This is a genomic window from Chloroflexus sp. MS-G (genome assembly GCF_000735195.1).
Taxonomy (GTDB): Bacteria; Chloroflexota; Chloroflexia; order Chloroflexales; family Chloroflexaceae; genus Chloroflexus.
On sequence record NZ_JPIM01000003.1, the window covers coordinates 1 to 17,937 of the forward strand.

Annotated in this window: 15 protein-coding genes; 11 read left to right on the top strand and 4 right to left on the bottom strand. The window is 55.0% G+C overall.

The features are described 5' to 3' along the window. Window positions 1-152: 152 nt before the first annotated feature. Complete coding sequence (locus JE47_RS0100905) at window positions 153-1,298, top strand: hypothetical protein (RefSeq protein WP_031457958.1); 1,146 nt, start codon at window positions 153-155, stop codon at window positions 1,296-1,298. Next, entirely contained in the window at window positions 1,273-2,244 is a 972-nt protein-coding gene (gene holA / locus JE47_RS0100910; protein WP_031457959.1) for a DNA polymerase III subunit delta, read from the top strand. Before JE47_RS0100905 ends, holA begins: the two co-directional genes overlap by 26 nt. 155 nt (window positions 2,245-2,399) lie before the next feature. Here the strand turns inward: holA and rpsT are convergent, their stop codons facing one another. Next, window positions 2,400-2,693 carry a 30S ribosomal protein S20 gene (gene rpsT, locus JE47_RS0100915; protein WP_031457960.1) on the bottom strand — a complete coding sequence of 98 codons (294 nt, stop codon included), beginning with the start codon at window positions 2,691-2,693 and terminating at the stop codon, window positions 2,400-2,402. 101 nt (window positions 2,694-2,794) lie between these two features. On the opposite strand from rpsT, the gene murJ reads away from it, so the two are divergent. Then, window positions 2,795-4,360, top strand: a complete 1,566-nt coding sequence (gene murJ / locus JE47_RS0100920) for a murein biosynthesis integral membrane protein MurJ (protein WP_031457961.1) — start codon at window positions 2,795-2,797, stop codon at window positions 4,358-4,360. Window positions 4,361-4,445: 85 nt separating this feature from the next. Here the strand turns inward: murJ and JE47_RS0100925 are convergent, their stop codons facing one another. Then, window positions 4,446-5,930, bottom strand: coding sequence for a phytoene desaturase (locus tag JE47_RS0100925; RefSeq protein ID WP_031457962.1), 1,485 nt, complete (start codon window positions 5,928-5,930; stop codon window positions 4,446-4,448). 748 nt (window positions 5,931-6,678) lie between these two features. On the opposite strand from JE47_RS0100925, the gene JE47_RS0100930 reads away from it, so the two are divergent. The 6 genes from JE47_RS0100930 to JE47_RS0100955 all read left to right on the top strand — a co-directional run bounded on the left by JE47_RS0100930 (window position 6,679) and on the right by JE47_RS0100955 (window position 12,330). Next, window positions 6,679-7,341 (top strand): SCO family protein, encoded by a 663-nt coding sequence (locus tag JE47_RS0100930; protein ID WP_031457963.1) that lies wholly within the window; start codon window positions 6,679-6,681, stop codon window positions 7,339-7,341. A 14-nt stretch (window positions 7,342-7,355) separates the two neighbouring features. Then, window positions 7,356-7,517 carry a hypothetical protein gene (locus JE47_RS21505; protein WP_152555975.1) on the top strand — a complete coding sequence of 54 codons (162 nt, stop codon included), beginning with the start codon at window positions 7,356-7,358 and terminating at the stop codon, window positions 7,515-7,517. Next, window positions 7,514-8,002, top strand: a complete 489-nt coding sequence (locus tag JE47_RS0100940) for a cytochrome c oxidase subunit II (RefSeq protein ID WP_031457964.1) — start codon at window positions 7,514-7,516, stop codon at window positions 8,000-8,002. The genes JE47_RS21505 and JE47_RS0100940 overlap by 4 nt, the downstream gene beginning before the upstream one ends. A 39-nt stretch (window positions 8,003-8,041) precedes the next feature. Next, a complete protein-coding gene (locus JE47_RS0100945; protein WP_031457965.1) occupies window positions 8,042-9,721 on the top strand; it encodes a cbb3-type cytochrome c oxidase subunit I in 1,680 nt (559 codons plus the stop codon). A 472-nt stretch (window positions 9,722-10,193) separates the two neighbouring features. After that, window positions 10,194-11,210, top strand: a complete 1,017-nt coding sequence (locus JE47_RS0100950) for an ABC transporter ATP-binding protein (RefSeq protein WP_031457966.1) — start codon at window positions 10,194-10,196, stop codon at window positions 11,208-11,210. 16 nt (window positions 11,211-11,226) lie between these two features. Next, entirely contained in the window at window positions 11,227-12,330 is a 1,104-nt protein-coding gene (locus tag JE47_RS0100955) for an ABC transporter ATP-binding protein (protein ID WP_031457967.1), read from the top strand. A gap of 137 nt (window positions 12,331-12,467) precedes the next feature. Here JE47_RS0100955 and JE47_RS0100960 read toward each other — a convergent pair whose 3' ends face one another. After that, window positions 12,468-15,512: an ATP-binding protein gene (locus tag JE47_RS0100960; protein WP_031457968.1), complete on the bottom strand. Its 3,045-nt coding sequence runs from the start codon at window positions 15,510-15,512 to the stop codon at window positions 12,468-12,470. Further along, on the bottom strand, window positions 15,509-16,198 hold the full coding sequence (locus tag JE47_RS0100965) for a phosphoribosyltransferase (RefSeq protein WP_031457969.1): 690 nt from the start codon (window positions 16,196-16,198) through the stop codon (window positions 15,509-15,511). The genes JE47_RS0100960 and JE47_RS0100965 overlap by 4 nt, the downstream gene beginning before the upstream one ends. A 180-nt stretch (window positions 16,199-16,378) precedes the next feature. Here JE47_RS0100965 and JE47_RS0100970 point away from each other — a divergent pair, with 180 nt between their 5' ends. Next, complete coding sequence (locus tag JE47_RS0100970) at window positions 16,379-16,621, top strand: cyclic-di-AMP receptor (protein WP_031457970.1); 243 nt, start codon at window positions 16,379-16,381, stop codon at window positions 16,619-16,621. 6 nt (window positions 16,622-16,627) lie between these two features. Beyond that, complete coding sequence (locus tag JE47_RS0100975; protein ID WP_031457971.1) at window positions 16,628-17,809, top strand: glycosyltransferase family 4 protein; 1,182 nt, start codon at window positions 16,628-16,630, stop codon at window positions 17,807-17,809. The last annotated feature ends 128 nt before the right edge of the window (window positions 17,810-17,937 follow it).

The following is a 17,937-nucleotide window of genomic DNA, read 5'->3' on the forward strand; positions in this document are numbered from 1 at the left end:
CTGTAAACGTCCAGCATCGCCACTCCCCGGCTTGCCAGAAAATCCGCTGACACCACCAGCAACCTCAACACCGATTAGAGCACCGTGGGTTACTAATCCAACGAATACTCCATTACCACCAACACCAACACCGTAGAGGTAGTGACAAAACAATGCCGGTTAGAATGACAGATGGCGCCGGCTTGCTGGCTGAGTTGTCCGAGCAAATTGGTCCGCGTATCGCAACCTCGGCGGCAGAAGCGATTGCCGCAGCGCAAATCAATGCCCGCCTGCGTCAGGTGGGCTTTAGTGTTGACACCAGATCGCTGTCTACCGTTCATCGACCAGGGGTTCGACTGGTACCGGTAGCGATCCTCCTGATGGGAGCGGTAATGTTGGCCGCCTGGCAACCACCAATGAGCCTGATCCTGAGTCTGTGGCTGATGGGGTTGCTGCTGGTTGACGGGCTGTACGCACCATTGCCGGTATGGCAACGACGGCATACCAGTCAACATATTATTGCCGCTCGCCCCATCGTAGAAGCAACGACTCAAATGCCGCGCCTGCCCCGTTATCGCTTTGTGATCCTGGCGCCACTCGACACACCACCGGCCTGGCGCGGGCTGAGCATCCTGATTGCACCGACCCGTGCAGGATTGCTTGCGCGGCTAGGGATAAGTTGTTTGCCGGTCGTTGTTGCGTGCGCAACAATGGTGGGTTCAGAGTGGCGCTGGCTCTTGAGCGCTGGCGCCTTTGGCGGTAGCATGAGCCTGCTATGGGCAGCCTGGAACCAACCTCCATTAGCACACCCTGATGGCGGGCTGGCGGCGCTGGCCGCCCTGGTGCGGATCGGTCAACAGCTCCCCGAAACCCATCACGTTGAGGTATGGGCCATCGCGGTGGGGGCAGCCCACTGTGATCCGTATGGAATACCGGCTTTGCTTGATCGCTACCCGTTTGATCCGACGAACACCCTGGTGGTTGGGCTAGGCCCTCTCGCCGGCGATCAACTCATCGTGATCAGTCGCAGTGGTCTTCTTCACCAGGAACATGCCGATCCGCTGCTCTACCACCTGGCGATGATGGCCGACCGCAACGACCCGATCATTGATCTGGAGCCACGCACTCAGGCACGTTATGACGGCATCTTATCGCCTTTTCGGCGACGTGGATTCCGCACACTGAGTGTCCAGGCTGTATCGCAGGCACAGCCGGTGATCGAGCCAACGGTAATCGAGCGTGCAGCCCGATTGATGATCGCAATTGTGAAAGCCCTTGATGCAGAGCGGAACGATGATCTACCTGTTCTACGGTCCTAATGAGCTGGCGCGGAGCGAGGAGATTGCCAGCCTCCGCGCCCGGCTACCGGCAGAAGTAGCCGACCTGAACATGAGTGTGCTCGATGGTCGAAAGCTGACCATCGAACACCTGGTAGCTGCATGTGAAGCGCACCCCTTTTTGGCCGAACGACGGCTGGTAATTGTCTACGATGCATTAAAGCACAGTAAAGCCGGAAAAGCGCGCGAAGAGCTGCGCGATTATTGCGCACGGGTACCGGCAACCTGTGATCTGGTGTTTGTCGAACAAGAAGAGATTGATCGCCGTCATCTCCTCTTTACCTATCTCAGCAAACATGGCGTTGTTCGCGAATTTCCCTTGCTCACCGGTCAAGAACTTTTGCGCTGGATTGAGCAACGGGCACGGCTGCTGAACGTAAGCATTTCCTCTACGGCAGCACAATGCCTCGTCGATCTGGCAGGAAACGATAGTCGCCTGTTGGTTAATGAACTGACCAAACTGGCTAACTACGTTGGCCGCAATGGAACAATCGATCAAAGTGCTGTCGAACGACTGGTTGCCGATCAACAAGAGCAAAACCTCTTTGCCTTTATTGATGAACTGAGTTCACGACGGCTGGCCTCAGCGCTCCGTGGTGCACGGGCACTGATGGAAGATGGTGAAGCACCACAGTATATTCTGTTCATGCTGGCCCGTCAGATTCGTATCCTCTTGCATGTCAGACACCTGATCAGCCAACGCCGCAAACCTGAAGAGATCGCCGGTGAACTCAATCTGAAACCGTTTGTAGCGCGAAAGGCAACTGAACAGGCACGTAATTTTAGCATTGACGAGCTGATCAATGCCCACGACCGTTTGCTTGAACTCGATCACGCGATCAAAACTGGGCGAATGCAGGCCGAAACAGCGCTCGAACTGTTCGTAGTGGAACTATGTCAGGCTCAGCAGCCGAAGGGGAAGCGGTAACGGGGTCAAGTGGGCCGGGCGTGAAGATTGCGCTGCCCTCGCCTGAAAGCGGTACGGTTCGGTAGCGAAGCATGGCAGCGTGAAAGGAACTTCGCTGGCAGAAAAAAGCAACGCACAGCGAACTGTGCGTTGCCTCTGCTGTCATCGAAACAGTGTCAAGCGGCAGAACCGGACTGTGCAGCCTGCGCAGCCAGCGCCACTCGCTTTGCTTTTTGGGCCAGCCGTGACTTGCGACGAGCAGCGTTGTTTTTGTGAATAATCCCTTTTACTGCTGCCTTATCGAGGGTGCTGAACGCCATACGCAGAGCAGCTTGATCAACAACACCGCTTGCCAGAGCCTGCTCGGCCTTCTTGATCATCGTCTTCACCCGCGAGCGGTACGACTTGTTTCGCAGATGCTTCCGCGCATCGCTCCGAATACGCTTTTTTGCAGACTTTGTGTTCGCCAAGGCTAAACTCCTCGGATATAATTGGCGCGTAATGTGACACGTGAAGCGGCGAGCGCTTGCTCGCCGCGCTAATTGTGAAGTATAGCATAGGAATGCCAACCGTGCAACTAAGCTCTATCCTACGACGCCTGAGCACACAACGCTATAGCCTGATCGTCATGGCTGGATTCATCTTGAGTCGGTTGACGGGGCTCATCCGCGATATTGTTGCCTCTTACTATTTTGGCACCTCAGCCGAGATGGCCGCTTACGGAGCTGCTATCAGCACTGTCGATCTGTTGTATCTGGTCATTATTGGCGGGGCGCTCGGCAGTAGCTTTATCCCGGTCTTTATCGAACTGTGGGAACGAGAACATCCAACACGAGCATGGGACCTGACCGGTGCTGTGGTCACGTGGGCGCTGATTGCTTTAGGCATCGCCAGTATGGTACTCTTTGCCGTTGCGCCCTGGCTGGTACCAATGCTGTACGGCGGTGAAGGTTTCTCGGCGGCAACGCTTGATCTGATCATTGCCCTCACCCGACTGTTCCTGCTCTCACCGTTACTGTTGGGATTAGGAGGTTTGGCAATGGCGATCCTTAATGCCCGCGATCGCTTTACGATGCCGGCCATAGCGCCTAGCATTTACAACCTTGGGATCACCGGTGGCGCCCTGCTGGCGCCCTGGCTAGGCATCTGGGGTATGGCCTGGGGTGTCGTCATCGGCGCAGCAGGATACTTGCTGATCCAGATCCCAGTCCTTATGCAGTTGGGGATGCGCCTACGGCCACATTTAGGGCGTAATCTGCCCGAACTTGTGAAAGTAGCGCAGGCGATGGGTCCAAGAGTGATCGGACAGGCTGCAGCGCATCTAAGTATCGTAGCCACGTTGGTCCTGGCAAGCCGTTTACCTGATGGAGACGCCAAACTGGCTGGATTACGCTGGGCATATCAGTTGATGTTGCTACCATACGGCATCTTTGCACTTAGCCTGAGCACCGTGGCCTTCCCTCGTCTAGCCCGCCTGGTAGCAGATCAACAGTTCAGTGCCCTGATCGATGATGTACGATCAACGCTGGAACGTATTCTCTGGCTCACCTTGCCGGCAACCGTTGGTCTGCTCACCCTTGGCCCAGCACTGGCACGACTACTCTTTGAACGGGGGGCATTTGACACGATTTCGCTGAGTTATACAGCGGCTGCCCTCACCGGATATGCGTGTGCCTTACCGGCCTTTGCCGCTTCCGAGATTCTGATCCGTACCTTTTATGCGATGCAGCGCACCTGGCCTCCAGTATTAATTGGATTGGCGCAAGTAGCAATGAACATCGGGTTAGGTGTGGTATTGCTTGCCGGTGGCGGTGACATCGGCGGTCTGGCGATTGCCTTCAGCATTGCGAATTCGGCCGAGGCGTTGTTGCTGGCGATAGTGCTCGGTCGGATGCTGCCGGGTATCTGGCAGGCGCCGGGGCTATGGCAGCGCGTGCTCTATGCGCTCGTAGCCAGTATCGTCATCGGGCTGGGCTGGTGGTATGGGCGCGAGTTTATTCCCGGTGCTACACCTTCGGCTGTCTACCACTGGCCAGATGATCTGATCAGTTTACTCGTCGGTTTGGTGGGATTGGGAGGTATTGGTATCGCGTTTTACGTGTTGTTCCATGAGGTAGGGAAGAGACGAGATAAGTAAGCAGCGTTTACTCGCTATACAGAGGGTATAGAACAGGAGCACGCGAGTGAGGCAGCAGTAAAATTACTGCCCCACTACGATAGGCTTACGAGTGTTCCTGACCCACAAGGTTGGCAACAATCGCACCTGAAGCAATTACACCGGGTAAGCCAGCACCAGGATGGGTACCGGCGCCGACCAGGTAGAGATTATCAATGTCCTCCGAGCGGTTGTGCGGACGGAACCACGCCGATTGCGTTAAGAGTGGCTGGATAGAGAACCCTGCCCCCAGATAGCTATTTAGTGCATCACGGTAATACCTCGGATCGACCATATGTTCAACCACGATATGACGCCGGAGACCAGGCATATAATGCTCTTCGAGGAAGGTTAAAATCGCTTCACGCAGGCGCGGCCCGGCTACCGACCAATCGATTGGTGCAGCCAGATTGGGAACCGGCGTCAGGACGTAAAGAGCCTCGTGCCCAGGCGGCGCCAGCGTCGGATCATTGTGCGACGGACGGTGCAGATAGAGCGAGAAATCGTCGGCTAATCGCTTGCGGTTGAAAATATCGTCGAGCAGGCCTTTGTAGCGTTCGCTAAAGATGATGTTGTGCTGGACCAACCGACCATCGTCATAGCGGCGATTAATGCCCAGGTAAATCACCGCCAACGACATACTGTAGCGCATCCGGCGTAGCCGACGGTCAGTTTGCACTTTACGGTACCGTGGTGGGATCAACGCCATGTAGGTTTGTGGCACATCGGCGTTCGATACCACTACATCGGCAGGGAACATCCGCCCGTCTTGGGTACGTACAGCTCGTGCTCGACGGCCGTCAATCACGATTTCAACTGCTTTGGTGTTCAATTCGAGACGACCACCCAATTCGGTGAAGAGCTGCACCATTGCCTTTACGATTGAGCCAGTGCCACCGCGTGCGTGATAGACCCCCCAACGTCGTTCGAGATAATGTACCATGGCATAGATCGACGTGGCATCAAAGGGATTACCACCGATAAACAACGGATGGAATGAGAAACAACGGCGGAGAAAATCATCTTGGAAAAACTGGGAAACGAAGCGGTATACACTCTGATGCGATTTGAGCCGGATCAAATCGGGGGTAACGCGCAGCATATCACTAAAGTGAAGAAAGGGCTTGTCAATCAGACTGAAACCCTTTTCAAAGATAGGTCGCGTACTGGCAATAAAACGGCGATACCCCTCAACATCGGCGGGATTCCACTGCCGAATCTGATCGAGTAAAGCCTGCTCATCTTCACCGTATTCGAGATAGCGCCCCTCGTGATTAAACAGGCGATAGAATGGCCGACATGGTTCGAGGGTGAAATAATCTTCACGACGCTTACCGGCCAACTGCCAGAGTTCATCAAACATAAACGGGGCGGTAATGACGGTCGGACCACTATCAAATGTATAACCTTTGGTCTGATACACGTAAGCCCGACCACCAGGACGATCACGCTGCTCGAGAATTGTTACTTCATGGCCCTGAGCTGCCAGGCGAATCGCAGCACTCAAACCTCCAAAGCCACTCCCAATCACAACAATCTTTTTTTGCGTCATATCACTTCCTTCTAGCCGATTACTGGCGTGCCGGAATGCCGTACAGAGACCGGCCATACCGATTGTAACGATGTGAAACGGTATGTACAGAGAGAGCTTATTCGTTCTGAGTAGAGAGACAACAACTGAGGAGCAAATGGTAGCGCGTTTCAACAGGCTTCTCCAATGGGAGCGAAAGGGGCAAACGGTAACAGGACTGAAAAATGCAGCTCACCGCACGCCAGCACAGAACGTTTGCACAACGATGACTTTTCTATATTGCAAATACGCAGTCTGCTCTGGTGTTCGCCCGACGATCGTTACGGAAGGAACAGGTGTCAAACCTGTGTCCCAAGGTGTGCTGAACGCGAGCGACACAGGCAACTGCCAGGCAGGAAACTCTCAGAGGGTGTCTGAAAAATGTTGAGTTATGTACAACACTGAGACTTGATTTCAGCAAGCCAATCATTCCGTCAATCCCTGGACAGCAAGGGCACCAGATACATTTCAGACACTCTCTCAGATACGCCCGCTACGGGCTACGTGTTCTCAGACCTGGGATCGAGTCACACTTCATTCCTCACATATTGATGTAGCCAACACGAGCTTTCGAGAAAAGGAATTACTAGTACATCGTATGTGCATTCACTGTGAATACAGACACAAATTGTTGCAAGACTACAACTGTTTGTTATAACCGCTTTACTCCGCAAGGGAAAAGAGGCGGGTATACTCGGTTTGCAAGCAATAGAGCTAGACAGGTCACCGCATGCGCCTGGGAATAGCACTCATTTCAACAGTACTGGTTGGTCTGCTCACAACGATGCTCTGGTTTGTCATTGCCCGACCGGTCAAGGTATTGCCGCGTGGTGAACAGTTTCCACCATTCGCGCTTACCGACCAGCGGGGCAGCCGTTTGCTCGACAGTGATCTACGCGGGCGTATGGTATTCGTGAGCCTGATGCACCGGCGATGCGGGGAGGAATGTGCAGAGCAGACCCGACGTCTGCTTGAGCTACGTAAGGTACTTCAAAGCAGTGGTCGATTGGGGAGTGAGGTCATTTTCCTGACTATCACGCTCGATCCTGTTCACGACACACCCGCCGACCTGTCGGCACTGGCCGGCGAACTGGGGGTTGACCCGCAGAGCTGGCGATTTGTTACTGGTGATCCCCGCGAAATCAAAATGATCGTCGGTGGTGGGCTGGGGGTGTACTACACCGAACCTGACGAGAACGGCAAACTGTACGCCGAACGGCGCACATTTCTGATTGATCCCAGTGGGGTGATCCGCACCTCGTACCCAGCCGAAGGTCCACCCCTGGAGATTGCACTCCGTGACATCGACCTGATCGCACGTGAGATGAGTAGCCAGGGAGCGATGCGGTTCGTGTACGAAGCGTCTCATCTATTTGTGTGTTATCCGGAATAGAAGAGGAGGACAGGATGTCAAGCTATCGCCGCCCATCGGAAGACGAGCATGATGACGATCATGAGCCACCACGTGGCGCACTGATGATCACGCTCGGTTTCTTGCTCGCCCTGAGTATCTTGTGGATGCAGGTGTATCTGACCTTGTTGAACAACGGAGGGATACCAGCGTCATGAAAGACAAAAAGTTTATCAGCTACCTCTTCGAGGTAGCCTGGATTCTGCCCAGTGTTGCCATCCCTGTCTCGATGATGGTAGCCATCTTAGTTACCGCCTTTGCAGTTGGGGTTCGAGTACCGACGTCAGCCGGCCGGGTGAGTATCAGTGCGGTAGTGGCAGGTACTGATTCCACCTTCAGTCAGACCGGTTTACGTGAGATTGCGCCTGGGCGTTATGAGGCCATCATGCTGGCGCAAACGTTTATGTTTGTTCCCAATACGATAGAAATTCCGGCCGGATCTAAGGTCACATTCGTCTTGACCAGCAAAGATGTAATCCATGGCTTCAAGATCGAAGGTGTCCCTGTCAATGTGATGGTCATTCCAGGCCAGGTTTCGCGTGTAACAGCCACCTTCGACAAGCCCGGTGAATATCTGATTGTCTGCCATGAATACTGCGGCGCCGGTCATCATGTGATGTTCGGCAAGGTTATTGTGAACTGAGCATACGACTTGCTCGGCTGGAATAAAGGAGAGAGTTGCATGGCCAGTATTGCAGCACGTGCCCGCCCGTTAGCAATCAGCGCTGATTTAAGCGTCGAGCGCAAACTTGCCGGGATTAACATTTTTATCGCCCTTGCCGCACTGGCAGTAGGCGGATTGATGGGTGTATTGCAAATTTTGCGCTACAACGGGCTTGATCTCTACACACCGGCAAAACCACTCTTGCCCGGGGGCTATTATCAGGGCCTGACCGTGCATGGGGTGCTCAACGTTCTCGTCTTCACCACTTTTTACATTATTGGCTTTCTAACGTACATTTTTGCCAAGGCTCTCAATCGGCCATTGGCCAGTAGTCGGCTGGCGTGGGCCACGCTCTGGGTGATGGTTAGCGGTCTGTTGCTAGCCGCCATCCCGTTGCTCACCAACAACGCTACCGTGATGTTCACCTTTTACCCACCATTGAAAGCCGACTCACTCTTCTACATTGGGTTGACAATGGTGGTCGCCGGGACGTGGCTCTTGTTGGTGAACATGATCCTGACTCGGAATGCCTGGCTGGCCGATAATCCCGGTCAACGCACGCCGCTGCCAGCGTTTATGGCCATCGTCACCATGCTGATGTGGACGATCGCGACCATTGGTGTAGCCAGCGAAATGATCTTCCTGGTTATTCCATGGTCACTGGGCCTGGTAGGAGGGACCGATCCAGTATTAGCCCGTACCCTCTTCTGGTTTACCGGACACCCGATTGTCTACTTTTGGTTACTGCCAGCCTACATCTCGTGGTACACATTGGTTCCGGCCCAAGCTGGAGGTAAGCTGTTCAGCGACCCTATGGCACGGGTTTCGTTCATCCTTTTCCTGATTCTGTCAATCCCGATTGGGATGCACCATCAGGTGACCGACCCCGGTATTTCGGAGATGTGGAAACTAGTACACGCTGTCTTTACCTTCGGGGTCTTCTTCCCCAGTCTGCTGACCTTCTTTAACGTCGTGGCCTCACTCGAGTATGCCGGGCGTCGGAATGGCGGTGAAGGCTGGCTGGCCTGGATTTTCAACCTGCCATGGGGGAAACCGGAAATCTCGGCCCAGCTCGTGGCCATGATGCTCTTTGCCTTTGGGGGAATTAGCGGTCTGGTTAACGCTTCGTACAACGTCAACCTGGTTGTACACAATACTTCATGGATTTCGGGGCACTTCCATCTAACGGTCGGAACAGCAGTTGCACTGAGCTTTATGGGCATCACATACTGGCTGGTCCCCCATCTGACCGGACGTGCGCTCTGGAGTAGGAGCCTTGGCGTAGCGCAAGCCTGGCTATGGTTCGTTGGCATGGGTCTCTTCTCGCACTTCATGCATGAGCTGGGATTGCGTGGAATGCCACGTCGTTCCGACATTGGCGGTGCGCCTTACGTGCAAGATGAATGGCGCTTCTTCCTCTTCTTCGCCATGATTGGGGGTCTGATCATGTTTGTAAGCGCCATCTTCTACTACCTCAACATGATCATGACCCTGACAAGAGGCAAGAAGCTAGCCGAAGTGCCCGATATTACCTTCGCCCGTGCTCTTTCTGGACCCGAAGACGCACCGAAGGTTCTTGATCGCCTACTGGTGTGGGTGGCAGTCGCCGCTGTCTTGATCTTGATCAACTATCTACCGACAATTATTGATATTATCAGCACGGCAACCTTTGATATTCCGGGCCGACGTGTCTGGTAATTGGGTGAGTATTCCTCACTGTGCCCCAGGCTCCCTTTCTCTCAATCTAAGAGAGGAAGGGAGCGTTTATGGGGTGAAACCCACCCTTACAAGAGAGAAAAGAGAAATGAAGGAAGGGGTGAGCGGATCAGGGCTGGTCGCACACCACGTTCGGAACAGAAAGCTATTCAGTGCCTATCCGGCATACCCTGTCGCAGCAGCAGATCGTTGGGGCACAGCAGTACTGCGCCCGTACAGCTATCAGGTGTCATCTGCCGTACCGTGAGACGATTGCTCTTTCCTCTGCCCTTCATACCTCACCACTGCCAAAGAGGAGGCACCTGTTGACAACGCCGTGAACGTTGCCCCCTCCCTTGACACTAACTGATTTTTTGTGGTACTATCCTCAATATCCGCGTCATAGCAAGGTAAATCACATTTTCTTGCTGACATCAGCGTGATGTACAGAGTGGTACAGTAAAGGATCGGTCTTATGGCCCCGTTGCTTGAAGTGCGTGACCTGCGCACCTACTTTTATACCCAGGATGGCATCGTCAAAGCGGTTGACGGTGTTTCTTTTTATGTCAATCGTGGTGAGACACTCGGTATCGTCGGCGAGTCGGGGTGTGGCAAATCGGTGACCTCCCTCTCGATCATGCGGTTGATCCCCAATCCGCCAGGCAAGATCGTCGGCGGGCAAATTTTGTTTGATGGTGAAGACCTGCTCCAGGCCAGTGAAGAAGAGATGCGGCATATTCGCGGGAATCGGATTGCGATGATTTTTCAAGACCCTATGACATCGCTCAATCCGGTTTTGACGATTGGCCGCCAGATTACCGAATCGCTTGAATTACATCTGAAGCTGAGTAAAAAAGAGGCCCGCGATCGCGCCATCGAGCTGCTTGACATGGTTGGGATCCCCTCCCCCAGTAAACGACTTGATAACTATCCTCACCAGTTTTCGGGCGGGATGCGCCAACGAGTCATGATCGCGATGGCCCTTTCGTGTAACCCCGAACTACTGATTGCCGATGAGCCAACGACAGCCCTCGATGTCACCATTCAGGCCCAGATTCTTGAGCTGATCAATCGCTTGCGTGAAGAGCTTGAAACCGCAGTGATCTTGATCACCCACGACCTTGGTGTTGTTGCCGGTATGACTGATCGGGTGACGGTCATGTATGCCGGTAAAGTTGTTGAAGAAGGTCCAACAAGTGAGATTTTCGCCAATCCACGTATGCCGTATACGATTGGATTGCTCCGTTCCATCCCAAGACTCGATGAAGAACGTGGTCGACGCCTGACCCCGATTCGTGGCCTGCCACCGAATTTGATCGATCTGCCGCCGATTTGTCCTTTTAGTCCGCGTTGTGACTACGCTCGCGAAGAATGTCTGAGCAGTGTGCCCGAACTGCGGAGCGTTGGCAACGATCATCGGGCAGCGTGTCATTTCGAGATTACGCTGGATACACCTGTTCCAAGACAAGCGACCACCGATGTTGCAGCTTGAGTAGATGAGGCAAAGCATGACAACAGGAACATCACCATCAGGCGAACATCTCATCGAAGTCAAAAATTTACGGATGTATTTCCCGGTCACCCGCGGAATCATTTTTCAACGGCGGGTTGGTACGGTGAAGGCGGTTGATGGGGTCAGTTTTAGCATTAAACGTGGTGAAACGCTCGGCCTGGTCGGTGAATCTGGTTGTGGGAAGAGCACGACTGGACGAGCAATTCTGCAACTGTACCGACCAACTGACGGTCAGGTGCTATTTGAGGGGATTGACCTCACGAAGCTGAGAGGGAATGCTCTGCGCCAGATGCGGCGGCGAGTGCAGATGATCTTTCAAGACCCGTATGCCTCACTCAACCCGCGAATGACGGTGGGTGATATTATTGCCGAACCAATTCGTGTCCATAAACTACGTGAGGGGCGGGCAGTCCGTGAACGGGTCGAAGAACTGTTACACCTGGTTGGTCTTAATCCAGCTTTTGCCAACCGTTACCCGCACGAATTTTCGGGTGGTCAGCGGCAACGCATCGGTATCGCCCGTGCCCTGGCCGTTGAACCAGATTTCGTCGTGTGCGATGAGCCAGTATCGGCGCTCGATGTCTCAATTCAGGCGCAGGTAGTTAACTTGCTTGAAGAATTGCAGGATAAACTTGGCCTGACGTACCTCTTTATTGCCCACGATCTGAGTGTTGTCAACCATATCTCGGATCGGGTTGCAGTAATGTATCTCGGCAAGATTGTCGAGTTGGCCGAAGGGCCAAAGCTCTATTCAATGCCGCTGCACCCTTATACCCAGGCCTTGCTCTCGGCAGTCCCCATTCCTGATCCTAAAGTAGAAAAGCAGCGCCGACGGATCATTCTTGAAGGTGATGTACCGAGTCCACTCAATCCGCCATCAGGTTGCCATTTCCACACCCGATGCCCGATCGCTATTCAGAAGTGCAAGGAAGAAGAGCCGCCATTTGTCGATTATGGCGATGGGCATTTTGCCGCTTGCTGGCGTGCCCGCGAGAGCATCACGTTGATGCCAGAAATAGCCCGCAAGCAGGCAGAGGCAGTAGCAGCACGAATCGCTGCTGAGGCAGAACGGGTGAAGAGTGTTTCACACGAGCACTAAGAGCCTATCCGGAATACCTTGTCGCAGAAGAAGATTCGGTTGGGGCGCAGCGGCGCTGCGCCCGTACACTTATCAGGTTTCATTCGCTGTACGGTGAGACAATTATTCGGATAGGCTCTAAACAGAGCATTCACCGATCAACGTATCGCAATTTCACGATCGGTGAACGCTGACCGCAGCCGCTCAATCTCAGCTAACAACAGGCGACGACCACCGATTTCAGCAATCTCGTGCGCCTCGGCGAGCAGGGTACGCGCTTCCCCTGCTGGTAAGAGAGGCGCAAGCCAGATACGAATCTGGGCCGCCAGATGGCGTGCCCCCAGCGTATCGGCTTGGGCCAGTGCCGAAGAGAGATAGTGAACGGCACAGGTCGTTTCGCCACGGCGCAACGCTACCAGCCCCAAATTCGCGGTGATACCGGCAATCCGCTCGGGAATACCCAACTGCGTGGCAAGCGTTAATCCCTGCTGAAATCGTGCAGCGGCAGTTGTCACATCATCCTGCGCCAGCGCCACTTCACCGGCAGTCGAAAGGAGATAGGGCTGCAACGACAGTGCTCCCCATTCCTCTGCCAACGCTAGCGCCTCGGTAATCATCGCCGCAGCCATCTCAATTTCACCGCGTAACAACCGGTGATACGCCTGATTATTGCGCGATAAGATCCGCCAGGTCATTGCCTGCGTACCAGCTTCATCGGCAATGCGGCAGGCCTGCTCGTAGCGGGCAATCGCCGTGTCGAGATCACCCTGCTGCGCCGCAACGTTCCCCAACTCGAAATTAACGTGGGCCAGTGCCGCCCCATCAGTGACGGCGTGGGTGCGGAGTATCTGTTCGGCCTGAAACAACCGCATAGCAGCCGCAGCCAGATCGGCACCTTCAAGCGAGAGTGCCGTTCCCCAGAGAAAGAGAGCGGTTGCCTGCGCGGACGGATCGGCGGCAGAGTCAAGCTGACTGACCAGTTCGATCACTTCGGCATAGCGACCTTGAGGGATCAGTGCCCGTGCCAGCGCCAGTCGGGCAACGAGCGCATCGTTTGGCATCTGCGCGGCTGCCATTGCATCACGAAAGGCCTCGGCTGCCGCAGCTGCTGCTCCGGATTGCAGCCGTGCATCACCCAGTTTCATCAAAACGGCTGCACGTTGATTCACCGGTACGCCCATCAGGGCCTGATGGTAGAACTCAGCCGCCTCCGACCACGCAGCTACTGATGCGGCACGCTCTGCTGCACGAAGTGCATAACCGGCTGCACGTTCTCGCCAACCGCCTTTGGTAAAATGAAGGGCAATTTGACCAGCGACATCATCAATCTGCTCGCGGTAGAGCACTTCAAGTGCTTCACCGATGCGCCGATGCAACATCTGCCGGCGCAGTCCTCCGCCATCACGACGCACAATCTCCATTGTCAAGCTATGCTCGAAACGGTATCGACCATCTGCAAGCGGAACAATCAGTCGGGCTACCAGCAATTCATCGAGCGCAGCGAGTGCAGCGTCGTCGGACAGAGCGGCTGCCCTGGCAACAACGCCAAATTCAAACTCACGCCCAACCAGGACGGCTGCATCAAGAACACGCCGTGCTGCTTCCGAAAGTCGGCTCAGACGAGTTTCAATCAGGTTAGAGACCGTCTGCGGTACGATCGGTTGCGCCGATAATGTGCTGATGTTGACCATCCCGTTATCGGTGAGCCAACCGGCAGTGCGGGCATGACGAATGAGTTCGACGATAATGTAGGGGTTGCCTTCGGCGCTCTGCTCGAGCCAATCGGCCAACGGGTGCGCGAACGGTTCACTCAGATGACGAGCGATTACCAACACGGCTGTTTGGTCAAGACGATTAATCGGTAAGCGAAACAGCCGTTCTTCGCGTACCAGCGAGCGGATGAGACTAGCGAGCGCGCTCCGTGGTTCAGGTGGACAACTGGTGGACACTACCAAGAGATCAACATCGGCACTCCGTCGCAAGAGATACCCTAACAGACCAAGCGTACTGACATCAGCCCATTGCAGATCGTCGAACAAAAACCTTACAGGAGTATGGCGAGCCAGTTCAAGCAACAGACGGGTCACTGCTTCCCAGAGGCGGGCCTCATCGGGGAAACCAGCCGGTGGTGGGGCCAGATCGGGTAGTAAGCGGCCCAATTCATGCCACCAGATCGGCGCAAGCTGTAATTGCGAACGCAGAAGCGGCCAGTCAGGGCGGCTGATCAGATCGTGTAATGCGTTCCTGATCGGCAAATAGGGCAGATGTTGTTCCAGCTCACGGGCAGCGCCAATCATCACCAAGCCACCCCGTCGTGTGAAAAACTCCTCTGCCAGCCGTGTCTTACCGATCCCGGGGACACCTTCGATGAGCACCAACCGGCCAGGACGTGCTTCTGAGTGCAACGTTGCCAATTCAAGCTCCCGACCGGTGAAAGGGAATGAGCCATTGGTCAAGGACGGACGCAGCCGCATCGGTATCGTCGGCGACGTAGCGAGTGAATCGGTAATAACGGCATCGTACAGAGCCTGGGTTTCGCGCATAGGTGGCACGCCCAACTCTTGATCGAGCAGATCGCGCAAGCGCTCGAAACGACGGATAGCCCCTACGCGATCACCGCTCAGGTACGCCAGACGCATCGCATCGCGCTGCACATCTTCTTGGAGCGGATCGATCTTGAGCACCTGATCGAGCGCGGCCAGTGCTGCCACCATATCACCCTGCTGTTCATACAAGCGAGCCAGCCGCAACCAACCGCGGGCAAGCAACGCTCGTGTTCGTTCACGCTCAGCCTCTAGCCAGAGCTGAAACGGCTCACAATCGGGGAGCGCAAAGCCCGCCAGGAACTCCACATCGCCAGTAGGCAACGCATTCAAGAGCATCGCTGCATCGACCTGTGCAGCGGCGACCAGGGTTTGTAAATGACGCACATCTACCACTGCCTCAAGTGCCAGCCACTCTTCGTCGGTAACTAAACCTTCCCGCAATACCCGCCGGATATCATACAGCGTTGAACGCAACATCTGCTGTGCTGCTCCCCGTTCGTGATCGGGCCAGAGGAGTGACAAAACCTGTTCGCGTGATACCGGACGGGTGTGCGTAGCGAGGTAGTAAAACAATGCCCGACTACGCCGACGTGGCAGCGAGATTGGTTGATCGTTAACGACAATTCGCGGCGAACCAAGTAGACAAACCGTGATCATGCTCCCTCGTGATCGGACACAGCACCTGCCGGTTGCGCAGCTTGTAACAATTCTCGCACCTCATCATCGGTGGTCTGGCGAAAATCGTCGTACCAGTAGCTAAGGGCGTAAAACGGTTCAACCGTCCACACTGCCACTACATCATCGGCCACCGAACGTACCATGCGCACTCCTTCTTTGCTAGCTACAGGCACCGCAACCGTAATCCACCGTGGTTGGTGCAACCGCACACAATCAACTGCTGCGTGCATGGTAGCACCGGTTGCCAGACCATCGTCAATGATAATAACCGTCTTATCGCGCAGTTCAGGTGGTGGACGCTGACCACGGTAGGTTTGAGCACGACGGGCGATCTCCAACTGTTCGCGAGCAGCTACCTCTTCAATCACCTGGGGCGCGATACACAAATCGGCGATAATCTCGTGGTTGAGCACCCGTACCCCACCTTCAGCAATCGCTCCCATCGCTAGCTCAACCTGACCAGGCACACCGAGTTTGCGCACGAGCAAAACATCGAGTGGTGCCGACAACGCCTTCGCCACTTCATAAGCAACTGGCACACCGCCTCGGGGCAAAGCCAAAATCTGCAATCCAGGACGTTCGGCATAGTGGCTCAGACTCCAGGCCAGTGCCTTTCCGGCTGCACGACGGTCGGCAAAGCGACGTAAACCTACCGGTATTGGCATAGCCGCCTCCTGCTGTAACTTCCAGATACAACATCGTGCTATCTCCGCCACGACACACCCGCTCACACCTACGACAATGATAGCACGCCAGTCATTGCCCAACAATACAAAACATTGACGATAACGCCAGCTCTCCGTATAATCTCGGCAGCAACTGCTTGCAGAAGCGAAAGGGTGAGTATGAAGTTGATTATCTTCGTAACCGAGGACGCCTACGCGGATGCCGGGGTCGATGCCCTGGTTACCGCTGGCTTCCGGGTGACACGTCTGGCGACAACCGGTGGTTTTTTGCGCCGTGGCAACACGACTCTGCTGGTTGGAGTGGAAGATTCACAGGTTGAGCGAGCACACGAGATTATGCAGCGGGCAGCACCAGGTACCCTCGCGATTACGATGGATCTCGAACGCTACGAGCGGTTATAGGTTGTTGTGCGCATCCTTTATCTTGCTTCTGGCATTCCAACGCCCGGTACATTAGGCGGTAGCGTCCATACCCTGGAAGTAGCTCGTGGCCTGACCCGTTTGGGACATGAAGTCCACGTGGTTGCCGCCAGTCGCGAGCTACCGCTCTATCAGTTTCATGTGCGGTCACTGATACGGCTGCACGGTCAACCGTATGCTGGGTTTACCCTTTACCATCAAGACATCCCCAAAGCATTAAGCCTGGCAGGTATTGTCGCTGTGGTCCGGTTGGCCGACCGGCTTCAGCCCGATCTGATTATGGAACGATATTACAACTTCGCCGGAGCGGGAATGATTGCTGCCCGACGGTTAAGGGTACCAACCATCCTGGAAGTGAATGCCCTGATCGTTGATCCGCCCGGTATCCGTAAACGCCAGATCGACGATGCGTTAGGCGGCCCGTGCCGACGTTGGGCCGAGCAGCAGTGCCGTTGGGCCGATCGGATCATTACCCCGTTGCATACTACTGTACCGGCAAGCATTCCACGAAGCAAGATTATCGAACTACCATGGGGAGCCAACGTTGACGCCTTTACCCCGCCTTCCGCTCTACCTCCCGGCCCGCCCAACATTGTCTTTATGGGTTCATTTCGACCGTGGCATGGGGTCACCGACTTCATACGGGCAGCGTGTATCTTACTTGAACGAGGTCGTCCTTACCACTTTACCCTGATCGGTGATGGCCCTGAGCGAACAGTCGCCGAAACGCTGGCAGCACCGTACCGCCAGCACTTCACCTTTACCGGTGCAGTACCTTACAAAGACATCCCTGCCCTCTTAGCGCAGGCCCATCTCGGCGTTGCCCCGTTCAATACCGCCCCGCATCCAGCTCTGCGCGCTGCCGGCTTCTTCTGGTCGCCGTTGAAAATCTACGAATATATGGCTGCCGGTTTACCGGTTGTTACAGCAGCTATTCCGCCGCTCACGTCCATCATTCGCGAAGGGCAAGAGGGGGCTGTCTTTCCTGAAGGTGACGTTGCTGGGCTGGCAGCGGCCATTGAACGAGTCTTGAGTGATCCAGCGGCAGCCTTCGCGATGGGCCAGCGTGCTCGCAAGCGAGTCGTGGCTGAATTTTCCTGGCAACAGCATTGCCGCGAGCTAGAACGCATCGCCAGCGAATTGGTAGCCAGCGATCATAGACGGTGTTAGGTTGTTGATGGTCGGTTTCTGAGGCAGACGCGGGTTCCCAATCCGGCCGCAGTACGTGAAGAAGCTGTCATCGTCTCGTTCCGTCGGTGGCGCCACGCCTCTATTGCCCCGCCGATCATGATCGTCAC

Bases quoted from the DNA above. Each gene is read 5' to 3' on its own strand.
- JE47_RS0100905 (WP_031457958.1), top strand. From the start codon at position 153: ATGCCGGTTAGAATGACAGATGGCGCCGGCTTGCTGGCTGAGTTGTCC.
- holA (WP_031457959.1), top strand. From the start codon at position 1,273: ATGATCTACCTGTTCTACGGTCCTAATGAGCTGGCGCGGAGCGAGGAG.
- JE47_RS0100925 (WP_031457962.1), bottom strand. From the start codon at position 5,930: ATGACGCAAAAAAAGATTGTTGTGATTGGGAGTGGCTTTGGAGGTTTG.
- JE47_RS0100930 (WP_031457963.1), top strand. From the start codon at position 6,679: ATGCGCCTGGGAATAGCACTCATTTCAACAGTACTGGTTGGTCTGCTC.
- JE47_RS21505 (WP_152555975.1), top strand. From the start codon at position 7,356: ATGTCAAGCTATCGCCGCCCATCGGAAGACGAGCATGATGACGATCAT.
- JE47_RS0100940 (WP_031457964.1), top strand. From the start codon at position 7,514: ATGAAAGACAAAAAGTTTATCAGCTACCTCTTCGAGGTAGCCTGGATT.
- JE47_RS0100945 (WP_031457965.1), top strand. From the start codon at position 8,042: ATGGCCAGTATTGCAGCACGTGCCCGCCCGTTAGCAATCAGCGCTGAT.
- JE47_RS0100950 (WP_031457966.1), top strand. From the start codon at position 10,194: ATGGCCCCGTTGCTTGAAGTGCGTGACCTGCGCACCTACTTTTATACC.
- JE47_RS0100955 (WP_031457967.1), top strand. From the start codon at position 11,227: ATGACAACAGGAACATCACCATCAGGCGAACATCTCATCGAAGTCAAA.
- JE47_RS0100960 (WP_031457968.1), bottom strand. From the start codon at position 15,512: ATGATCACGGTTTGTCTACTTGGTTCGCCGCGAATTGTCGTTAACGAT.
- JE47_RS0100965 (WP_031457969.1), bottom strand. From the start codon at position 16,198: ATGCCAATACCGGTAGGTTTACGTCGCTTTGCCGACCGTCGTGCAGCC.
- JE47_RS0100970 (WP_031457970.1), top strand. From the start codon at position 16,379: ATGAAGTTGATTATCTTCGTAACCGAGGACGCCTACGCGGATGCCGGG.